14 protein-coding genes and 1 other annotated feature are annotated in these 17,897 nt (G+C 39.5%); of the genes, 3 read left to right on the forward strand and 11 right to left on the reverse strand.

Annotated elements, in window-relative coordinates:
* Nucleotides 1-124: 124 nt before the first annotated feature.
* Together ilvA and BIV60_RS08080 are read right to left on the reverse strand one after the other, a co-directional pair.
* Nucleotides 125-1,411 (reverse strand): threonine ammonia-lyase IlvA, encoded by a 1,287-nt coding sequence (ilvA, locus tag BIV60_RS08075; RefSeq protein WP_071355211.1) that lies wholly within the window; start codon nucleotides 1,409-1,411, stop codon nucleotides 125-127.
* A 67-nt stretch (nucleotides 1,412-1,478) separates the two neighbouring features.
* Nucleotides 1,479-1,732: a binding site (T-box leader), on the reverse strand.
* Nucleotides 1,733-1,928: 196 nt separating this feature from the next.
* On the reverse strand, nucleotides 1,929-2,897 hold the full coding sequence (locus tag BIV60_RS08080) for an HD-GYP domain-containing protein (protein WP_071355212.1): 969 nt from the start codon (nucleotides 2,895-2,897) through the stop codon (nucleotides 1,929-1,931).
* A 309-nt stretch (nucleotides 2,898-3,206) separates the two neighbouring features.
* On the opposite strand from BIV60_RS08080, the gene BIV60_RS08085 reads away from it, so the two are divergent.
* A complete protein-coding gene (locus BIV60_RS08085) occupies nucleotides 3,207-3,722 on the forward strand; it encodes a gamma carbonic anhydrase family protein (protein WP_071355213.1) in 516 nt (171 codons plus the stop codon).
* Between the two features lie 56 nt (nucleotides 3,723-3,778).
* Here BIV60_RS08085 and pabC read toward each other — a convergent pair whose 3' ends face one another.
* The 6 genes from pabC to BIV60_RS08115 all read right to left on the reverse strand — a co-directional run bounded on the left by pabC (nucleotide 3,779) and on the right by BIV60_RS08115 (nucleotide 9,926).
* On the reverse strand, nucleotides 3,779-4,630 hold the full coding sequence (pabC, locus tag BIV60_RS08090) for an aminodeoxychorismate lyase (RefSeq protein WP_071355214.1): 852 nt from the start codon (nucleotides 4,628-4,630) through the stop codon (nucleotides 3,779-3,781).
* A gap of 4 nt (nucleotides 4,631-4,634) precedes the next feature.
* Nucleotides 4,635-5,228, reverse strand: coding sequence for an aminodeoxychorismate/anthranilate synthase component II (gene pabA / locus BIV60_RS08095; protein WP_071355215.1), 594 nt, complete (start codon nucleotides 5,226-5,228; stop codon nucleotides 4,635-4,637).
* The gene (locus tag BIV60_RS08100; protein WP_071355216.1) at nucleotides 5,225-6,631 is read right to left on the reverse strand and encodes an anthranilate synthase component I family protein; all 1,407 of its coding nucleotides are present in this window, start codon (nucleotides 6,629-6,631) and stop codon (nucleotides 5,225-5,227) included. Before BIV60_RS08100 ends, pabA begins: the two co-directional genes overlap by 4 nt.
* A gap of 159 nt (nucleotides 6,632-6,790) precedes the next feature.
* Entirely contained in the window at nucleotides 6,791-7,258 is a 468-nt protein-coding gene (locus tag BIV60_RS08105) for a flavin reductase family protein (RefSeq protein ID WP_071355217.1), read from the reverse strand.
* 199 nt (nucleotides 7,259-7,457) lie between these two features.
* A complete protein-coding gene (gene aspA, locus BIV60_RS08110) occupies nucleotides 7,458-8,888 on the reverse strand; it encodes an aspartate ammonia-lyase (protein ID WP_071355218.1) in 1,431 nt (476 codons plus the stop codon).
* Nucleotides 8,889-8,921: 33 nt separating this feature from the next.
* The gene (locus BIV60_RS08115; RefSeq protein WP_071355219.1) at nucleotides 8,922-9,926 is read right to left on the reverse strand and encodes an asparaginase; all 1,005 of its coding nucleotides are present in this window, start codon (nucleotides 9,924-9,926) and stop codon (nucleotides 8,922-8,924) included.
* 187 nt (nucleotides 9,927-10,113) lie between these two features.
* On the opposite strand from BIV60_RS08115, the gene BIV60_RS08120 reads away from it, so the two are divergent.
* Nucleotides 10,114-10,452 carry a helix-turn-helix domain-containing protein gene (locus tag BIV60_RS08120; protein ID WP_071355220.1) on the forward strand — a complete coding sequence of 113 codons (339 nt, stop codon included), beginning with the start codon at nucleotides 10,114-10,116 and terminating at the stop codon, nucleotides 10,450-10,452.
* Between the two features lie 31 nt (nucleotides 10,453-10,483).
* Here the strand turns inward: BIV60_RS08120 and BIV60_RS08125 are convergent, their stop codons facing one another.
* Nucleotides 10,484-11,266 carry an arylamine N-acetyltransferase family protein gene (locus BIV60_RS08125; RefSeq protein ID WP_071355221.1) on the reverse strand — a complete coding sequence of 261 codons (783 nt, stop codon included), beginning with the start codon at nucleotides 11,264-11,266 and terminating at the stop codon, nucleotides 10,484-10,486.
* Between the two features lie 21 nt (nucleotides 11,267-11,287).
* The gene (locus BIV60_RS08130) at nucleotides 11,288-14,383 is read right to left on the reverse strand and encodes a DEAD/DEAH box helicase (RefSeq protein WP_071355222.1); all 3,096 of its coding nucleotides are present in this window, start codon (nucleotides 14,381-14,383) and stop codon (nucleotides 11,288-11,290) included.
* 315 nt (nucleotides 14,384-14,698) lie between these two features.
* Here BIV60_RS08130 and BIV60_RS08135 point away from each other — a divergent pair, with 315 nt between their 5' ends.
* Entirely contained in the window at nucleotides 14,699-15,568 is an 870-nt protein-coding gene (locus BIV60_RS08135; RefSeq protein ID WP_071355223.1) for a processed acidic surface protein, read from the forward strand.
* Between the two features lie 34 nt (nucleotides 15,569-15,602).
* Here the strand turns inward: BIV60_RS08135 and BIV60_RS08140 are convergent, their stop codons facing one another.
* On the reverse strand, nucleotides 15,603-17,801 hold the full coding sequence (locus tag BIV60_RS08140) for an MMPL family transporter (RefSeq protein WP_071355224.1): 2,199 nt from the start codon (nucleotides 17,799-17,801) through the stop codon (nucleotides 15,603-15,605).
* Nucleotides 17,802-17,897 lie beyond the last annotated feature (96 nt).

Below are 17,897 nucleotides of genomic sequence, written 5' to 3' on the forward strand. Positions count from 1 at the left end.
TGGATTATTAATGTAATTTTCAGTGAGTGTTCAAATTGGTCTTTTGAATTATAGCGTACCATTAATCCCAAAAATAAAAAAACTTCGGTACCTCAAAAGGTCCGAAGTTTTTTGAATGGTTTTATTAAATCAGCATTTGATATAATGCCTTATCCTTATTCACTTCCCGATATAAAAATCCTTTTGCCTTAATCCGCTCCATTAATGGGAAGTAATCATCTTTATCCTTTAATTCAATTCCCACGAGTGCTGGACCTGTTTCACGGTTGTTCTTTTTCGTATATTCAAAATGGCTGATGTCATCATTTGGTCCAAGAACATCCAATAAAAACTCTCTTAATGCACCAGGACGCTGCGGAAATTGAACGATAAAGTAATGCTGCAGTCCTTCATACATCTTGGAACGCTCTTTAATTTCCTGCATTCTTCCGATATCGTTGTTGCCGCCGCTGACAATACAAACGACTGTTTTTCCTTTAATTTGTTCTTTATAATAATCCAAAGCGGCGATAGATAAGGCACCTGTTGGTTCCACTACGATAGCATTTTCATTATATAACGAAATCAATGTGGTACAAACCTTACCTTCTGGAACCACAACAATATTTTCTACCAGATCCTTACAAATTTCAAACGTATGAGCCCCAACTGTTTTAACTGCTGCACCGTCAACAAAAGAGTCAATTTCTTTTAAAGATGTAACTTTTCCTTTTGAAAGAGATTCTTTCATTCCGGGAGCACCCATTGGTTCTACGCCAATGATCTTGGTATTTGGTGAATATTGTTTCAGATAGGTTCCAACCCCGGAGACAAGTCCGCCTCCGCCAATGGCCGCAAATAGATAATCAACTGGATCTTGGCAATCATTCAGGAGTTCGACTGCAACGGTTCCTTGACCGGCAATGACATCAAAATCATCGAACGGATGGATAAAAGTCCGATTCTCTGCCTTACAGCATTCCATTGCCTTTTCATAGGCATCATCAAAGGTATCTCCTACTAAAACAATTTCCACATCTTCCCTGCCCCAGAATTTTACCTGGTTGACTTTTTGCTTTGGTGTTGTACTTGGCATGAAAATTTTCCCGTTAATTTTTAGTAGATGGCAGGAATAGGCTACACCTTGTGCATGGTTGCCGGCGCTTGCACAGATAATGCCATTTTGGACTTCTTCACCACTTAATTTTTTGATTCGATTATACGCTCCGCGAATTTTAAATGAGCGCACACTTTGGAGATCTTCACGTTTTAAATATACATTACACTCATATCGTTCTGATAAAATCGCATTGTATTGCAGAGGAGTTGGTTGAATCTCATCCTTTATATTGTGACTGGCAAGGATTACATCCTCCGCAGTTAAGGTTGGTTCTTGTTGTTCTACTTGTTGTTGTTCTACTTGTTGTTTCATTTCATAGTCCCTCCTAAATAATTACACTATCAATATCAATTTAGACAATAAAAAACCCGCCCCTATATATAGGGACGAGTTAGCTCGCGTTACCACCCTACTTCCGCAGCGAAAAATCTTAAACGGCTGCGGCTCTCAATGCAACGTACCATTTTATGATACGAGTTCCTATGTAACGGTGGACTTTCCGGCCTAGCTTACTTTAAATTCAGCTACGCATCTCGGAGATGATATTCAGAAATGCTTTGTTATCGGCTTCCACCTTTTGCCGACTCTCTGTAAAACAAAAACAAATCCTACTGTTCTCGTCATCGATTCATCTTAATTTTGTAATAAGGTTACCACCGTAACTCCGCTTCGTCAATATTTTTTGACTATTTTTATTATTTTGTCAAAATTAAAACGCTTACATTGGAAAAAGGAGATATTTCACACCCACCGCTATTATTTTTCTGCGATATACCACTCGAGGAAAACCGCTGGTAAGGATAAAGAAGTGTAAAAATCCTCGTACCATTTAAAGGCCGAGGTTATTCTTAATGGGTGAATTAAAACTCATTTTCGGAGATTCCATTTGGTAGTCTATTTGCTGCTCCTTATTAAATAGACTCAAAAAAACCTCAGCTATCTGGGGATCAAATTGTGTCCCTTTATTTTTCTCGATTTCAGTAAGAGCGGATCTTAAATCGAGCTTCATTCGATAAACCCGCTTTGATGTCATCGCATCGAATGTGTCAGCAACAGCCAAAATTCGAGCAATTAAAGGAATCTCATTTCCTTTTAACCCTTGGGGATAACCTTTGCCATCATAACGTTCATGATGATATAAAACTCCTTCTAAAATTCCTGTCTCACGAAAATTGTAAACATGCTTGATCATTTCATTTCCAATCATTGGATGCTCTTTAATGATGGAATATTCCTCTTCCGTAAGCTTTCCTGGTTTCGTTAAAATATGTTCGGGGATTCCTATTTTTCCGATGTCATGTAATAAACCTGCCTTGTATATTAAATCACAATACGTACTCGATAGCTTCATCTTTTTAGCTATCTTTAGCGAATAATTCGCGACATTCTCGGAATGTTGGGACGTATAGGTATCGCGGGAATCCAATGCTTTGGAGAGTGTGATAATCATTTCAATATGGTCCTTTTTAATCCGCTGGTTATGCTTCATTAGCCCGACCGAAATGGCCATGATTAATAAATAAGTGCCAAGTTGAACAAAAAAGGTTCCAACTCCAGGAAAATTTGGCGCGAAGGAATACCGGCAGGTGACGATGAGAGAAGTACATATTACTAGAAATAAAGGAGATTGATTAAAAAAGCCAATCCCAAGGAAAACGGTAGCTAGAACATAAAAAATATAAATACGTTCATCTTTTAAATATGTTAAGTTTAAATATGTGCTAGCTATTAAAATAACAAGAAAGCCATAGCGGAAGTATATCGGTTTGTTTAACCAGGCTTGAATTTTTCTTTCCATCGCATATAAAACTTCCCTTCTTGGAATCGAATTTAGCGTTCTGATACAAATTATTTTATCCGCTAATTTCATTGAATCACTAGTTTTTACTACTTTGATAGGATTATTTTACCATTCACTAAATTTAGCATGGGAATTCTGTTGGTTTCTTAACAAATTTGTCGAATATTTATTAAAGATTTTTGACAATTTTAATTTTTATCTAGGCAAATTTAGATAAAAATAGTTATCGTTTTCTTCTGGTACAATTTGGTGATATACTAATCCTGAATACATAGATTATTCGGAAAGTTAAAGGAGAGAGAGAATATGAAAGTACCATTCAATGGCGTTACACCATCGATCAATGAATCTGTATTTGTAGCACCAGGAGCCTATTTAATTGGGGATGTTAAGATTGGCAAGGAATCAACCGTTTGGTTTAATGCTGTCTTACGCGGGGATGAAGGTCCGATTACGATTGGAGAACAAACCAGTATCCAAGATAACACGACCATCCATTTATATGAAGGCTGTCCCGTTGAAGTTGGTAATGGAGTAACAGTAGGTCATAACGTCATTTTACACGGATGTAAGATTGGCAATCGCAGCATCATCGGGATGGGCTCCACCCTGCTCGATAACGTCGAAATTGGTGATGAATGTATTATTGGGGCAAATACCCTTCTTACAAGCGGAACCAAAATCCCACCCCGCTCCCTCGTCGTCGGCTCCCCTGGAAAAGTCGTCCGTGAAATCACAGAAAAAGACCTGGAATTAATTCAAATGTCCATCGATGTCTACGTTCAAAAAGGACGAGATTACAAAGCAACTTTAGAGAAGTAAATAGTTTTTCGACAAAAATCGAGCGATGCCAGGCACCACCCGATTTTTGTCGTTATCTATTCTATTGACCATAGCACCACGGAGGATTCCCGGTAAATTTGGTGGAGTTTTTGGACGATTGGTCCGCTTTTCCCCGGCATTTGATGACCTTCATACTCTAAGATTGGGACGATTTCTTGGATAGAGTTGGTAACGAAGATTTCGTCTGCTGTAAATACTTCTGTCGGCCGGAAGAATCCTTCTTCAACATCCATTTCCAAACCTTTAGCAGCCTGGATGATAAACTGCCGAGTGATTCCATTTAATATTCCTGTCTCAACGGCAGGAGTGTACAAGGTTTTTCCTTTTCTCCAGAAAATATTTGAAACGATTCCTTCTGCGATATGACCTTCCTCAGTTAAAAAGATGCCTTCCACATCCGGAGTGCTCCCAATCTCTCTTTTTGCCAAAATATTATTCATATAATGATGTGACTTTAAACGGGTAAGACCCTCTGGCGTATTTCGCTTTAGCTTTAACAAAACAGCTTTCTTCTCTGCCATTTCTCCCGCCTCTTGCAACGGTTTTGCAAAAATCAGCACATTTGGCTTTTGGTAGGGTTCGACCTGCAAACCAACTTCACCAACCCCGGCCGATACATTTAAACGGATATAGGCGTTCGTAAAACCATTAGCATCCAGTAAATGCTTAAGAGCATCTTTTACTTCTTCCCTTGTAAACCGTTTCTGAATATTTAATACTTCAAGCCCCATGTTAAGGCGTTCAAGATGATTATCCAATAAAAAGGGATGTCCATCATAAATCCGAAACGTTTCAAAAAGTCCCATCCCGTATAAATAGCCATGATCAAATGGCGAAATCACTGCAGCTTCTTTATTAACAATTTCTCCGTTAACATAAATAAACATAAGCTTAGACTCTTACCGCTTCCGTGACTTTCTCATAATGACGGACGAAATTTCGCAACAAATCCTTCCCAGCAGTCGTCATAATCGATTCCGGATGAAACTGAACTCCTTCAATAGAAAATTCCTTGTGTCGAATCGCCATGATTTCTCCTTCTAGAGTCCAGGCAGAAACCTCAAAGCAATCGGGTAAGCTTTCTTTTCGAACAATCAGCGAATGATAGCGAGTCGCAGGGAAAGGGTTAGGTAAGTCTGCAAAAATCGTATTTCCATCATGAAAAATCTCCGAAGTCTTCCCATGCATCAGACGCTCGGCTTGAACTACCTCCCCGCCAAATACTTGGGCAATCGACTGATGTCCAAGACAAACACCAAATATCGGAATCTTTCCTGCAAAGGTTTTAATTGCCTCAAGACTAATTCCGGCTTCATTCGGGCTGCATGGACCTGGAGATACCATTAAAAATTTCGGACTCAGCTTGGAAATTTCCTCATTCGTGGTTTCATCATTTCGTTTAACAATCAATTCTTCGCCTAATTCCCCTAAATATTGCACTAAATTAAAGGTAAAAGAATCGTAATTATCAATCATGAAGATCATCGCTGTTCCCCTTTTCCTTCTGCCATTTCTTTTGCGCCCCACAGCGCTGCCGCTTTTTTCAAGGACTCTTTGTACTCATGCTTAGGGTTGGAATCGATGACAATCCCTGCACCGGCTTGTACATGTGCCATTCTGTCTTTGACCAGCATGGTCCGAATCACAATATTTAATTCCATATCTCCACTGAAATCAATCCATCCAAGTGAACCTGTATAAATTCCCCGTTGGACGGGTTCAAGCTCTTCGATAATTTCCATCGTGCGGACTTTAGGTGCTCCGGTAATCGTTCCACCCGGAAAAGCTGCATCAATGACATCAATGCAATCTTTCCCATCAGCTAATTGTCCTTGAACATTTGAAACGATATGCATTACATGGGAGTATTTTTCAATCACCATAAATTCATTTACTTCAACTGTCCCGTACGCACATACCCGGCCAAGGTCATTTCGTTCCAAATCAACAAGCATGACATGCTCCGCCCGTTCTTTTTCATTCTCAATTAACTCGTTGGCAAGTTCTTGGTCTTCCACCTCATTTTTCCCTCTTGATCGGGTTCCGGCGATTGGCCGTGTGCTTACTTCACTGCCTTTCTTTTTTACCAAAAGTTCAGGAGACCCGCTTACTATTTGAAACTCAGATGTGTGGAAATAGCCCATGTATGGGGAAGGATTTAGCCCCCGCAATTGTTCATAGACTTTCATTGCTTCTACCTCAATCGGTTTTGATTGCCGAACCGACAGATTGACTTGGAATACATCACCCTGGGCGATGTATTGTTGAACTTTTTTTACAGCATCAATAAATTGCTGTTCATTCATTGATACTTCTAGTGAATCCTTAGGGGTATGGAACGTTTCAGGTAATTTAATAGGCGGAATTTTTTCAAGCCAGCGGTTTTCCCATGTAGCAGCTCTTTCTTCCACAGATTCCCCTGTTTCATGCAAAAATAATAACCATAACTCATTGGTAATATGATCAAACACAAACCATTCTTTAAAAACGAAAAAATAGATTTCCGGCAATTGGAGGTCATCTTTTGCCAGTCCGGGTAATTTTTCGATATAACGACCATAGTCATAGCTTATGTATCCGATTGCTCCGCCTTGGAAATCAGGTAATTCTGCTAGTTTTTCAACTTGATATTGCCCCATCCATTCCTTTAATAAATGAAGAGGATTTCCTTCTAAAATTTCTTTATGATGGCCATCGTCAATGGAAAGTTGATTGTTTTTCCCTGTAATAATCTTCTCGGGATTGAATCCGGCTATACTATAGCGGCCGCCCCTGCCGCTTTCGAGCAGGACATGATGGCTATAAATTTCTGAAATTTCACGATATTTTTTAAAAAATGCTTCTTTTGAAAAAGGAATTTTTTTGCTGTATAAATGAAGCTGAACCAAAGAATGTCACTCCTATACGATTAGTCTTTTTCATCATACATGATGGCGGAGTGGTTTTCATAGGATAATTTTAATTTTAGACAAAACAAAAAGACTGAGCCCGGGTAGCACAGTCTAATTCAATTATCAGTTTACATAATACGATTATAGAAATCTTCTTTAATCCAAATTTTTTAATTCTCGATACTTACCTTTGAAGTAAATAATTGGTTCTCCATCCCTCACCTTTATATCCTGTACCTCCCCAATAAACAATATATGATCCCCTGCCTCCACTTCATTAGATACAGTACAAACCACATTGGCCAAGGCGTTTTGAATCACAGGTAATTCACCAAAACGCTCAAATCGATAAGATTCCTCATCCTTTTTTTGACCGGCAAATCTCATTGATTCTTCCTGTTGTTCTACGGATAAAAAACTAACTGCAAATCTTTTCGCCTCTTGGAGGAATCCCAACATTTTAGCCCTTTTATCAATTGAGATAAGTAAAAGCTTTGGCTTCAAAGACACTGAAACAAAGGCATTGGCTGTCATTCCATGAGCACCACCCTCTACCTCAGTTGTAATAACGGTGATTCCCGTTGCAAAATTTCCCATGACATTTCGAAAAAAACGGTCATCCATCCAAACACCCTCCTGATATAAGCGTAATATTAATATATTATGGTTGATTTTTGAGTGTAATGACATTTCGCAAAGGTCTATGAAGTGGAAAGTAAAATACTCCAAGTGGAAAGTATTTTACTTAAACTGGAAAGTAATCCTTGGACCTCAAGCAAAAAAAAACGCCAGGCATAAAAGCCTAGCGTTACTAATAATTCTATTAATCTTTCTCCAATAACGCATTTCCGGCAATCCCCGGATGTGTCATTTCATATGGATCTAGAATCAAGTCAAGTTCTTCTTCTGTCAAAACATCATATTTTAAGCAAAGGTCACGTACAGATGCGCCAGTTAAAATCGCTTCTCTGGCAATTCGTGCAGCAGTCTCATAGCCAAGATGTGGATTGACTGCAGTGATAACGCCTACACTCTTTTCCACATACTCTTTTAATCTAGCTTCATTAGCGGTAATACCTTTTAAACAATGCTCTGTGAATACACCAAAAGCATTATTCATAATACTAATAGATTGAAGTAGATTGAATACAAGGACTGGTTCCATAACGTTCAATTCTAACTGCCCAGCCTCTGATGCCAAGCAAATCGTATGGTCATTTCCGATAACCTGGAAAGCAACCTGATTAATGACCTCAGCCATGACAGGGTTGACTTTTCCTGGCATAATGGAAGATCCTGGCTGACGTGCTGGTAAGGAAATCTCTCCCAATCCCGCACGCGGTCCTGAAGCCATTAAACGAAGGTCATTGGCGATTTTCGACATATTCATCATGCAAACCTTCAATGCTGCAGATACTTCTGTGTAAGCATCCGTATTTTGAGTTGCATCCACTAAATGTTCTGCACCGACTACAGGTAAACCGCTGATATCGGCAAGATGTTTTACAACAAACTCAATATATCTAGGATCCGCATTTAAGCCTGTCCCAACGGCGGTTGCCCCCATGTTTAATTCATATAAATGTTGACGGGATTGCTTAATCCGTTTAATATCACGATCAAGTACTCGTGCATACGCTTCAAATTCCTGGCCGAGGCGAATCGGAACAGCATCCTGAAGATGGGTCCGCCCCATTTTGATCACATGAGCAAACTCCCCGGCTTTTTCCATGAACACACCATGCATGATTTCCATGGTTCCAAGTAATTTTTCAAGAAGATTCAATACCGAAATATGAATCGCAGTTGGAAAAGAATCATTGGTTGATTGTGACATGTTCACATGTGAATTAGGACTGCAGTGATAATAATCTCCCTTTTCATGGCCTAGTATTTCAATTGCCCGGTTGGCAATGACTTCATTTACGTTCATGTTGATGGAAGTACCGGCACCGCCTTGAATTGGATCAACAATGATCTGGTCATGCCATTTCCCTTCAATCATTTCATCAGCGGCCTTCACAATCGCTTCACCAATTCCGGAATATAGTCGGTGAACATCCATGTTTGCCATCGCAGCAGCCTTTTTCACCATGGCCATTGCTTTAATCAATTCCTCATGAATTCGATACCCTGTAATTGGGAAGTTTTCAACCGCCCGGAGAGTCTGAACGCCATAATAGGCATCAACAGGAACTTCCTTTTCCCCTAAAAAATCTTTCTCCACCCGCATGTTTACATTATTGGTCAACATCATTATCGCCTCTTTGTTTTTAGTAAAAATCTACTACTCTTCTTTTTCGCCTTTGATGGATAAATCACCTGCTATCGGTGTCTCAAAAATGTCCTTGATTTCATTAATAGATGATTTTTGTCCAAGTGCCCACATGAGCTTCGGCACTATTGCCTCGGTATTCATATCGCCTGATAAAATGACTTCATGCTGGGCTACCTTTCGGCCGACTTCATATAATAGTAAATCTTCACCTTCTTCCAAGCATTGTGTCGTAATGACAACGGCAATCCCTGCTTCTGTTAGTTCTTTAATTTTCACAAGAAGGTTGCGCCCTTCAAACGGCAGGCCGCCGTTTCCAAAACTCTCAATAATTATACCTTTGTATAGTCTTTTTAGGCAATCAAACACTTCTGGTTTTGTCCCTGGGTATAATTTCATTAAAAAAACATCGGTGTTGATATTAGGATTCAATGCAAGTCCTGCGCCGGATGGTACAGGTTTCCACTGATATTTTACTTCTTTTTCAATTATATAGGCTAAGTACGGAGAATTCACACTTTCAAATGCATCATAACTCTTCGTGCGCATTTTTACTGCTCTTGTTCCAATGATGACTCGCCCATCAAAAACGATAAACACGCCGCCAATATCCTCTGTTGCAAATCTTAGGGCATCGGCCACATTTTTTTTCGCATCGGTCTTTTTAAAGCTAATCGGGACCTGGGATCCTGTTAAAACGACCGGCTTGCGAAGTCCCTGCAGCATGTAAGAAAGAGCGGCAGAAGTATAGGCTAGCGTATCCGTTCCATGTGTAATCACAAAGCCGTCGTAGTTTTCATATTGTTCGTATATAGCTTGAGCAATTTTAACCCAATGCTCCGGCTGCATATTTGTACTATCAATGTTCATAAGAATCTTACATTCGATGTTGATGTTACCGGCCGATTTTGGAAAAAAATGCAGTAATTCTTCGGCAGATAATCCGGGAACAAGTCCTTCATTCCCTTCCACAGAAGCAATCGTGCCACCTGTTGCCAATATTAAAATTTTCTTCAAAAAGTATCACCCCGAATAAGCAGGAAATTTTTGCATTCATTCGCGTTATGCGTATTATACTCTAAATTATAGAATTATTTTTATATAAATCAAGTATTATTATTCAATACGCGCACTTTTTTTCTATTCTAATCTAGGAACCTATGATATAATTTTTTCAAAATCTTTAGAGTGGAGTTTGAGACGAATGTTGGAACGATTATCGGAATTACGAAAAGAACGAAAATGGTCTCTTCAGGAAACGGCCGACCAGCTGGGGATTGCCAAAAGCACCTATGCCGGATATGAATCGGGCTATCGTTTACCATCTTTACATTCCCTGTCACAAATAGCCGATTTATTTCATACTTCGGTAGATTATTTATTGGGAAGAACGGAAGATTCCTTTTTGAAAAAATCTCAAATTGAAATAACGAAATTGATGGACACTCCGGAAAAAGTTTTATCCTTGGATGGTGTGCTGCTTTCAAAGGAGGAATTGGCGGAGTTTATTGCATTTGTGCGGGTGAAAAGAGGGTTAAAGTAATCCACCCATTTTATTACAAGGGTGGACTATTTTAGGCCTGAATACCAAAAAAATTTTTTGCAAGGACTTTGTATCTTTTGGGATCAATATCTTGCTTCTCTACTTTTCCATCGATCCATTCAGTCACAGAATTGTCAGTCAAGGTCACGCTTCCTTTGTCTGTCAGTTGGGTAATAAGTGGCTTTTTATTAAAAGAAGATTCGGGATGCTCGATAATGATTTTTTGTACGTTATTTAATTCTGAATGGTCGGTAATAGCTTTTGTGGTATCAAAAGCATAACCTATTTTCCAAACTGCATCTTTATATTTCAATTTCATATATAAAATATAATTTCCATGCTCCGTTTGAACTTTTTCGACACGAAATTTACCATTAGAAGAGGTTATTATTTCACCTGTTAAAGGAACAGGTTTTAAAGGTAAATTTGCGCCAAATCCGGTATCTACTAAATATTTCTCCCCATTGTGAGTGATAATATTCGCAACATGGGATCTTCCCGTCGTGCTCCAACGTTGATTTTTGTGGTCGTAGACGACACCATAAATTAATTTCGCGTCAAAGCCATTTTCCAGCAAAAATATATGGAGGATGCCATTAAGTTCGTAGCAAAGCCCGCCTTCGTTATTCCTGATGATTTTATTGATTAGGTTTTCTTTCGTGATCTCGTTGGTCCGGTTTGCGATAATACATAAGTTTTCAAACGGAATCGATTTCGCTGATTTTTCAAGAACGGTTGCTAGGTTATCAAATGTGATGGGTTCGTATTCCGGGAACCCAATTCGATTACGGAATTGAATATTTATATTAGTCATGAATTATTCCTCCGATATGAATTAAATCATCAATATCTCCCGGATATCCTCTTCTGTTAAAGAAGATAATTTCTCTTCACCTGTTTTAATGACGTCGTCAATCAGGTGTTTCTTTTTTTCCTGAAGCTCGTTCATTTTTTCCTCAATCGTCCCATGCGCGACCAGCTTAATCACCTGGACTGTATTCTTCTGTCCCATCCGGTAGGCGCGGTCGGCGGCCTGCTGTTCGACCGCAGGATTCCACCATAAATCATACAAAATCACCGTATCAGCCCCCGTTAAATTAAGACCTGTTCCCCCCGCTTTCAAAGAAATAAGGAATAAAGCCTTTTCGCCGCGATTAAAACGGTTGCACAATTCCACTCGTTCTGCTGCTGGGGTACTGCCGTCCAGATAAAAATAAGAAACTCCCTTACTTGTTAGCTCCTTGGCGATAATCGCAAGCATTTGCGTAAATTGCGAAAAAATCAGCATTCTTCTTCCAGTGCTCCGGCATTCTTCAATAATTTTTAGCAACTGCTCAAATTTTGCGGAGCCCCCGTTGTAGCCGTCAACAAACAATGCAGGGTGACAGCAAAGCTGGCGAAGACGGGTAATCCCGGCCAGAATTTTGATGCGATTTTTTTGAAAGGTATCTTTATCTAAATGTTTCAGCGTATCATGCTTAAGCTTGGCTAAATAGGCGGCATATAGCTTTTTCTGATCTGGGAGCAGGTCGGATGCGTGCATCGATTCGATTTTTCCAGGGAGTTCACCAAGTACATCCTCCTTTACCCGTCTTAGGATAAAGGGCCGAACCCGTTTCGCAACTTCTTCCCGCCGTAAGTCGTGGAAGGCCTTTCGATTTGGAAACAATTCTGGGAAAACCACGTGAAAAATCGACCATAGCTCATCAAGTGAATTCTCGATGGGTGTTCCAGTCAAAGCAAAACGATGGCCGGCCTGTAGCTTTTTTACCGCCTTCGCCGTTAGCGTAACAGGATTTTTAAAGGCTTGAGCTTCGTCTAAAAATAAGGTATGAAATGTAATTTTTTCATAACTAATACGATCCCGCATAAGTAATGGGTAGGAGGTAATCACGACATCGACCTTGTCAAGATTTTTCAAAAGATTCATTCGCTGTGCTTTGCTGCCATCAACGATTTCAGCCCGTATATCTGGAGTAAATTTTTTCAATTCATTCCACCAGTTATATGTTAAAGAAGAGGGCGAAACGATTAAAACGGTCTGTTTCGTTTTATGAATCTCAGGTAAAACCGATTGAATATACGCAATACTTTGCAGCGTCTTCCCTAGACCCATATCATCCGCTAGGATTCCGCCCAAACCATAATGAGCAAGTGTTTTTAACCATTGATAACCATGTTTTTGGTAATCACGAAGAATTCCAGTAAGTTTGGCCGGGATTTTAAACTGGATTCCTGCAGGATTTTGCAAGTCAGCTAACAGCTGCTTTAGCGACGAACCAATTTTTACAGAATTTTCAAAGGATTGAATCACAGCTAATCCTTGTGTAAGTGGAAGCTCAAATTCTGTGTGAATCTCTTTTGGTTTAACACCAATTCCCTGCAAAAATCGATTCATTTCGATAAATTCAGGGCTTTCCAATGAAAGGAAAGAACCATCGCGAAGACGGTAATATTTGCGCTTTTCCTCAAGCGAAGTTAGTAGATTACGAATCTCAGATTCAGGTATTCCCTTTAATTCAAAGCGGAACGACAGCCAATCGGTTCGTTCCCGTCGATCCACTCGAAAATGCGGCTGGGGATTTTCTTTAAATAATCGTGCTTTAACAGCCGTAGTAGCGTAGACCTGAACGAGTTTTTTAAAGTTTGGAACCACATGATAGAGGAAATGATACTCCAATTCTTCATTTTGTAAAAAATAACCGCTCTCTGTTTTTGTAAAGCCACTTTCTTCCATGATATTTAAAATATGCTCTTCCTGCTCCCCGTTTCCTAACAAGGACGGAATTCTTTCCTCAAGCGGATTAACCACTACATTTCCATAGTGAAACTCGAGGCCGGCAAGGAGACGATTTTTGATTCGGTCAAGATAAAGTTTTGCTTTTAATGAAGTCTGGTCCAATCGTTTGGATACCGCTTCACTGATTCGGACATGGCCAACTTTCTTCAGTCCAGGAATCACTTGCTCAAGATATAATTCCATTTGTTCTTCTTGGATCGAGATTTGCTGAGTACCGGTTGCATCCAACATTTTCTTCAGTTCAGTTAAACGTTCCAAATCTTCTTTTGCCGGCTTCCAAAACCGACCTTCAAGAAGAACGTAATCGTAAATGATGGTGATTTTTTCTAAACCTTTAATGCTTAGTTGAAAATCTTCATTAGGCCCTGAATCAAAAAGGAAATAAAGCGGGATGGTTCCATTTGAAAACTGAAGATGGGTAAAAATTTTCCCCTTATGTTCCAATTTGACCGTTGGTGCTTTTAAAAGAAGGGGAAAAATCCGATCCCAATCATAGGCATCAATATAAGTAAATTCATCACTGTAAAACACCCTATCACTGATGCGAATTAATTCCTGAAGAACTTTATCTGTTTCTCTTTGAAAATAATGGAATTGCGGATTGTAATTTTGATAAGCTTCCCTACGCTCAACTTTGGCTAAAAAATCTCCAAGATTTAGAAATTGGGAATCGCTTCGAATGGCAATACCCATCTTAAATTCATCTTTGGCAATGGGAATGGGTTTGCAAAAAAATTCAACTGCAAATAATTGTCTGCCTTCAATATGATGTTCACCTGTACTTGGCCGGATGGGCCGCTCCTGAAATAATCCCAAGATTCCCTTTGTTAACTCGAAATCTTTGGGTGCCTGTTTTGCTAAGATCTCGACCAATACTGCTGCAACATGGTGGCATGACTTTTGATAAGAAGCCAACTTTGGACATGTACAGGCTGATTCGATTTGCCCTTGTTTATTCGTAACGGTTACGACAAAATCGCTCGTCCCGAGAACCGTGGCATGAAAGATTTCTTGATCAGGAGAATAATCCGACAAAACCACTTTTTTGCGCCTCGACAATTCTTCGCCTTTTTTATAGGAATGCTCTCCACATAATTGTTTGATCATCTTTTGACTTAAGGTTACATTCATTGCTGATTTCCTTCCTAAACAGTGGATGCCGTTTTCTTCTCCTATAGTGTAACCTTTGACGGTTGAAAAATCACGAAACAAAGGGCAACGGCAAGTAAATCGTAAACGCTCAAAATTTTATACATACAAATTGTAAAGGAAACAGCTCTTCCATCCAATCCAATGTCATGGTGAAAATAAACATTTCCTCCCTAATTCGCCATTATAAAATTTCCTTGTAAAATCCACCCAAGTTTTTACCAATAATTTTTATCTCTTAAGTTTCCTGCCTAAGGGAAGATTATTGGTTGAAGGATATCATATGGAGGTTGATTTATGTCCTATAAAAAAACGCTAATGACCTGTTTGCTTTCGATCCTTCTTTTGTCCAATGTCCCGTTTGCTAGCGCTACCCCTCCTGAAAATGAACTGAACCAATATTTGTCGGACATTGGCTGGACGAAGCAGGATTTAATCAAATATCTGAATTATTACGAAATCCCATTGAGTGATTTCAATTCGGTTGAGGAATTAAAAAGTATTCTGGGAACGCCGATTAATCCAAAAAATTTACGGGATTTACTAACAAAATACAACTTGACACAAAGTGGGCTAAACGCCTTATTGGCTGAATATGGTGATTCCTTAAACAAATATAAATTCATCGAGGATTTGGATACCACGGTAGGCTTTTATAAGGGTCATGATGATTATATGGCCGGTATTAAGGATGAGTTGAAAAAAATAGGAGTTACTGAGCAGGAACTTAAACATTTCTTTACCTACTTGTCTCAAATTGAAGAAAAGAACAAAAATCAACTCGATCAAATAGATTCACTCGATTATCGAATCGAAAAATTTCTGGAAACAGCGGATCCAACAGCTTTGACTAACGAACAAGTTAACGAGCTATCCCAAATCTTGACGACAGCCTTTGACCTATATGAGATTCAAGTTAAGTTTAAAGTAAATAATAAAGAAATTCCCTTAAAAGATCTTTTGAATATGAATGTGCCATCCGGCAACCTTTATACTGCCATCTACAGCAAAAAAGGTGAACTATTACTTGATTTCACCCTTCCGGCAGAATTTTTCAAAGGGGTAGTGGCTGGATGGGAAGAGCTGATCCATATAGGAGAACTCTCCAACGAGTTAGTCGATTATTTACATCAACAAAAATATAATAATGCAAGACGATATAAATAATTTATTAAGCTGCCCCAATATTTGAGGCAGCTTTTTACCTTCCTCCCATCCATTTTGGTGCCCACCAATTGATTGGTCCGAGCAATTTCATAAGTGCAGGAACTACAATGATTCGAATCAATGTTGCATCAATAAAAATTGCGCAAAACAAGCCGACACCTAGGGCCTTGGTAATTTCAAGGTTGGTAAAAATAAACGACCCGACAACGACCATTAAAATCAATGCCGCACTGCTGATAAGGCCTCCTGTTTTTTGCAGTCCAACCGCTGTACTCCGATTATTATCCCCTGTTTGATCATATTCTTCCTTGATTCTTGAAATGAGAAAAACCTCATAATCCATTGATATTCCAAAAACAATACAAAAAATTGTTACTGGCATGATGATGCTGACATAGCCAGTCGAGGTAATACGTAAATATTCAGCAAACCAGCCATACTGAAAAATAATTACGACAATTCCGAGACTGGCCCCGAGACTAAGAATATTCATCAGTACTGCTTTCAGAAGAATTAAGACCGATTTAAAAGCAAAAAGCAAAATAAGATATGTAACCGTGATAATAAATCCCATTAAATAAGGGAAACCGGTAAAAATCCGGTCAAGCATGTCAACCCGTAATGCAGTTTGCCCAGTCACATAACGCTCTGCCTTCTCCAACTTTACCTTCCGGATTTTTTTGACCAGATTAGCAGCATTTGCTGTTCCCGGATCAGACTTCGGAACCACTTTCAAGAGAGTGTAGTTCCCTTTCACTAGCTTTTCTTTTTCCATCTGTTCCTTGTAAGCCGCTAAACTTAAAAGGATTGCTGTTTCTTTTGGGGAATGATTCCCTAGTACATCAATAAAGCTGCTAACGTCCATGACTCCTGAAATTCGGCGAAATTTGTTTTCATAGGACTGAATCGTTCCAATCGTCCCTTCATCCTTAATCCTGTCATTCGTTTTTAAAATAATGAAAATCGGGCTCGATCTACGTTTGTCAAAGTTACTCTTAAGGATATCTGACCCCATTCGTGATTCAAAGGAGGGTGGAAGGACATCTGCCGTTGGAACGCCGATCCTCATCCTTGTAATTGGAAGCATAAGAGAAAGCAATAATATACTGATAATGATAGCCAGAAGTGCCGGCCTTTTCATCACAGCTTTGGCGATTCCTTCCCATATCGTTGAACTTTCCAATTTTTTTTGCGTTCGTGGAAATACTCGCAGTGAATTAATGTGAGGTCCGAAAATACCGAGCAGTGCCGGTAAAAGCGTACAGGAAAGAATCACGGCCGAGAAGACAACCAGCACACCCCCAAGGCAAAGCGAATAAATAATGGGTAATTTAATAAATAACATCCCAAACATTCCTATTAGTACCGTAAACCCTGAAAAAAACACAGATTTACCCGCTGTATTCGCAGCCATCGCAACAGCATCCGGTACATTGCTTCCCCGTCTAAGTTCTTCCCGGAAGCGGCTTACAAGAAAAAGCGCATAATCGACGCCAATCGCAAGACCGAGCATCATGACAATATTCGGCAAAAAATTGGAGAGAGAGTAGGATGCGGATATATAATAGATCAGTCCGAGTGACAATGAAACACTCATGATCCCGATCACAAGCGGAATCAGTGCAGCCCATACTGTTCCAAAAATAAACAGCAGGACCATTAATGCCACCGGCAGGCCAATCATTTCGGAATGGTGCATGTCCTGTTTCGTTGCCCGCTGGATATCGTAAAGCGTTGCCGTATCCCCGTCGATATACGTTTCCATCCCTGACGGCTTACCGATCAGACTTTTGATCTCCGGAAAATGGTTAAGGGCATTTGAACTTTTTAGTTTTAATTCTACAATCACGGATTGAACGCCTTTCCCATGTGTGAATCGAGCTGTTTGGTTGAAATAAATCCTTTCAACATAGTCTTTCTTTTTTAATGGAAGTAAAGATTGCAAAATGGCATTTTTTTGTTTTTCACTGGTTAAATTCAAGTTCTTGCTTGTATATGCTATTTGAATCGAAGATGGCGCTGTTCCCAACTTCTTTTGCATAAGGGAGAAACCACGGTCTGACTCGCTTCCTCTTGGTGTTAACCCGCTGTCCTTTAACCGTTCAGGAAGCTTTTGGGCAAAGGCTGCAGAAACTATAAACAATAAAATCCAAAAGGCCGCAACGAACCAGCGGAATTGGTACATTTTCATACCCCAATACCAAAACCATCCCTTTTTCTCTGACTCTTTCATATGTGCCCCTTTTCTATGCTGTGATTATAAAAATAGGATGACACAATGCGGAGACTTTTATGAATGTTGCGGTCTTTTCCAAAGAATTTTTAAAAG

The sequence above is a fragment of the Bacillus sp. MUM 116 genome (assembly GCF_001866655.1).
Classification (GTDB): Bacteria; Bacillota; Bacilli; order Bacillales; family Cytobacillaceae; genus Neobacillus.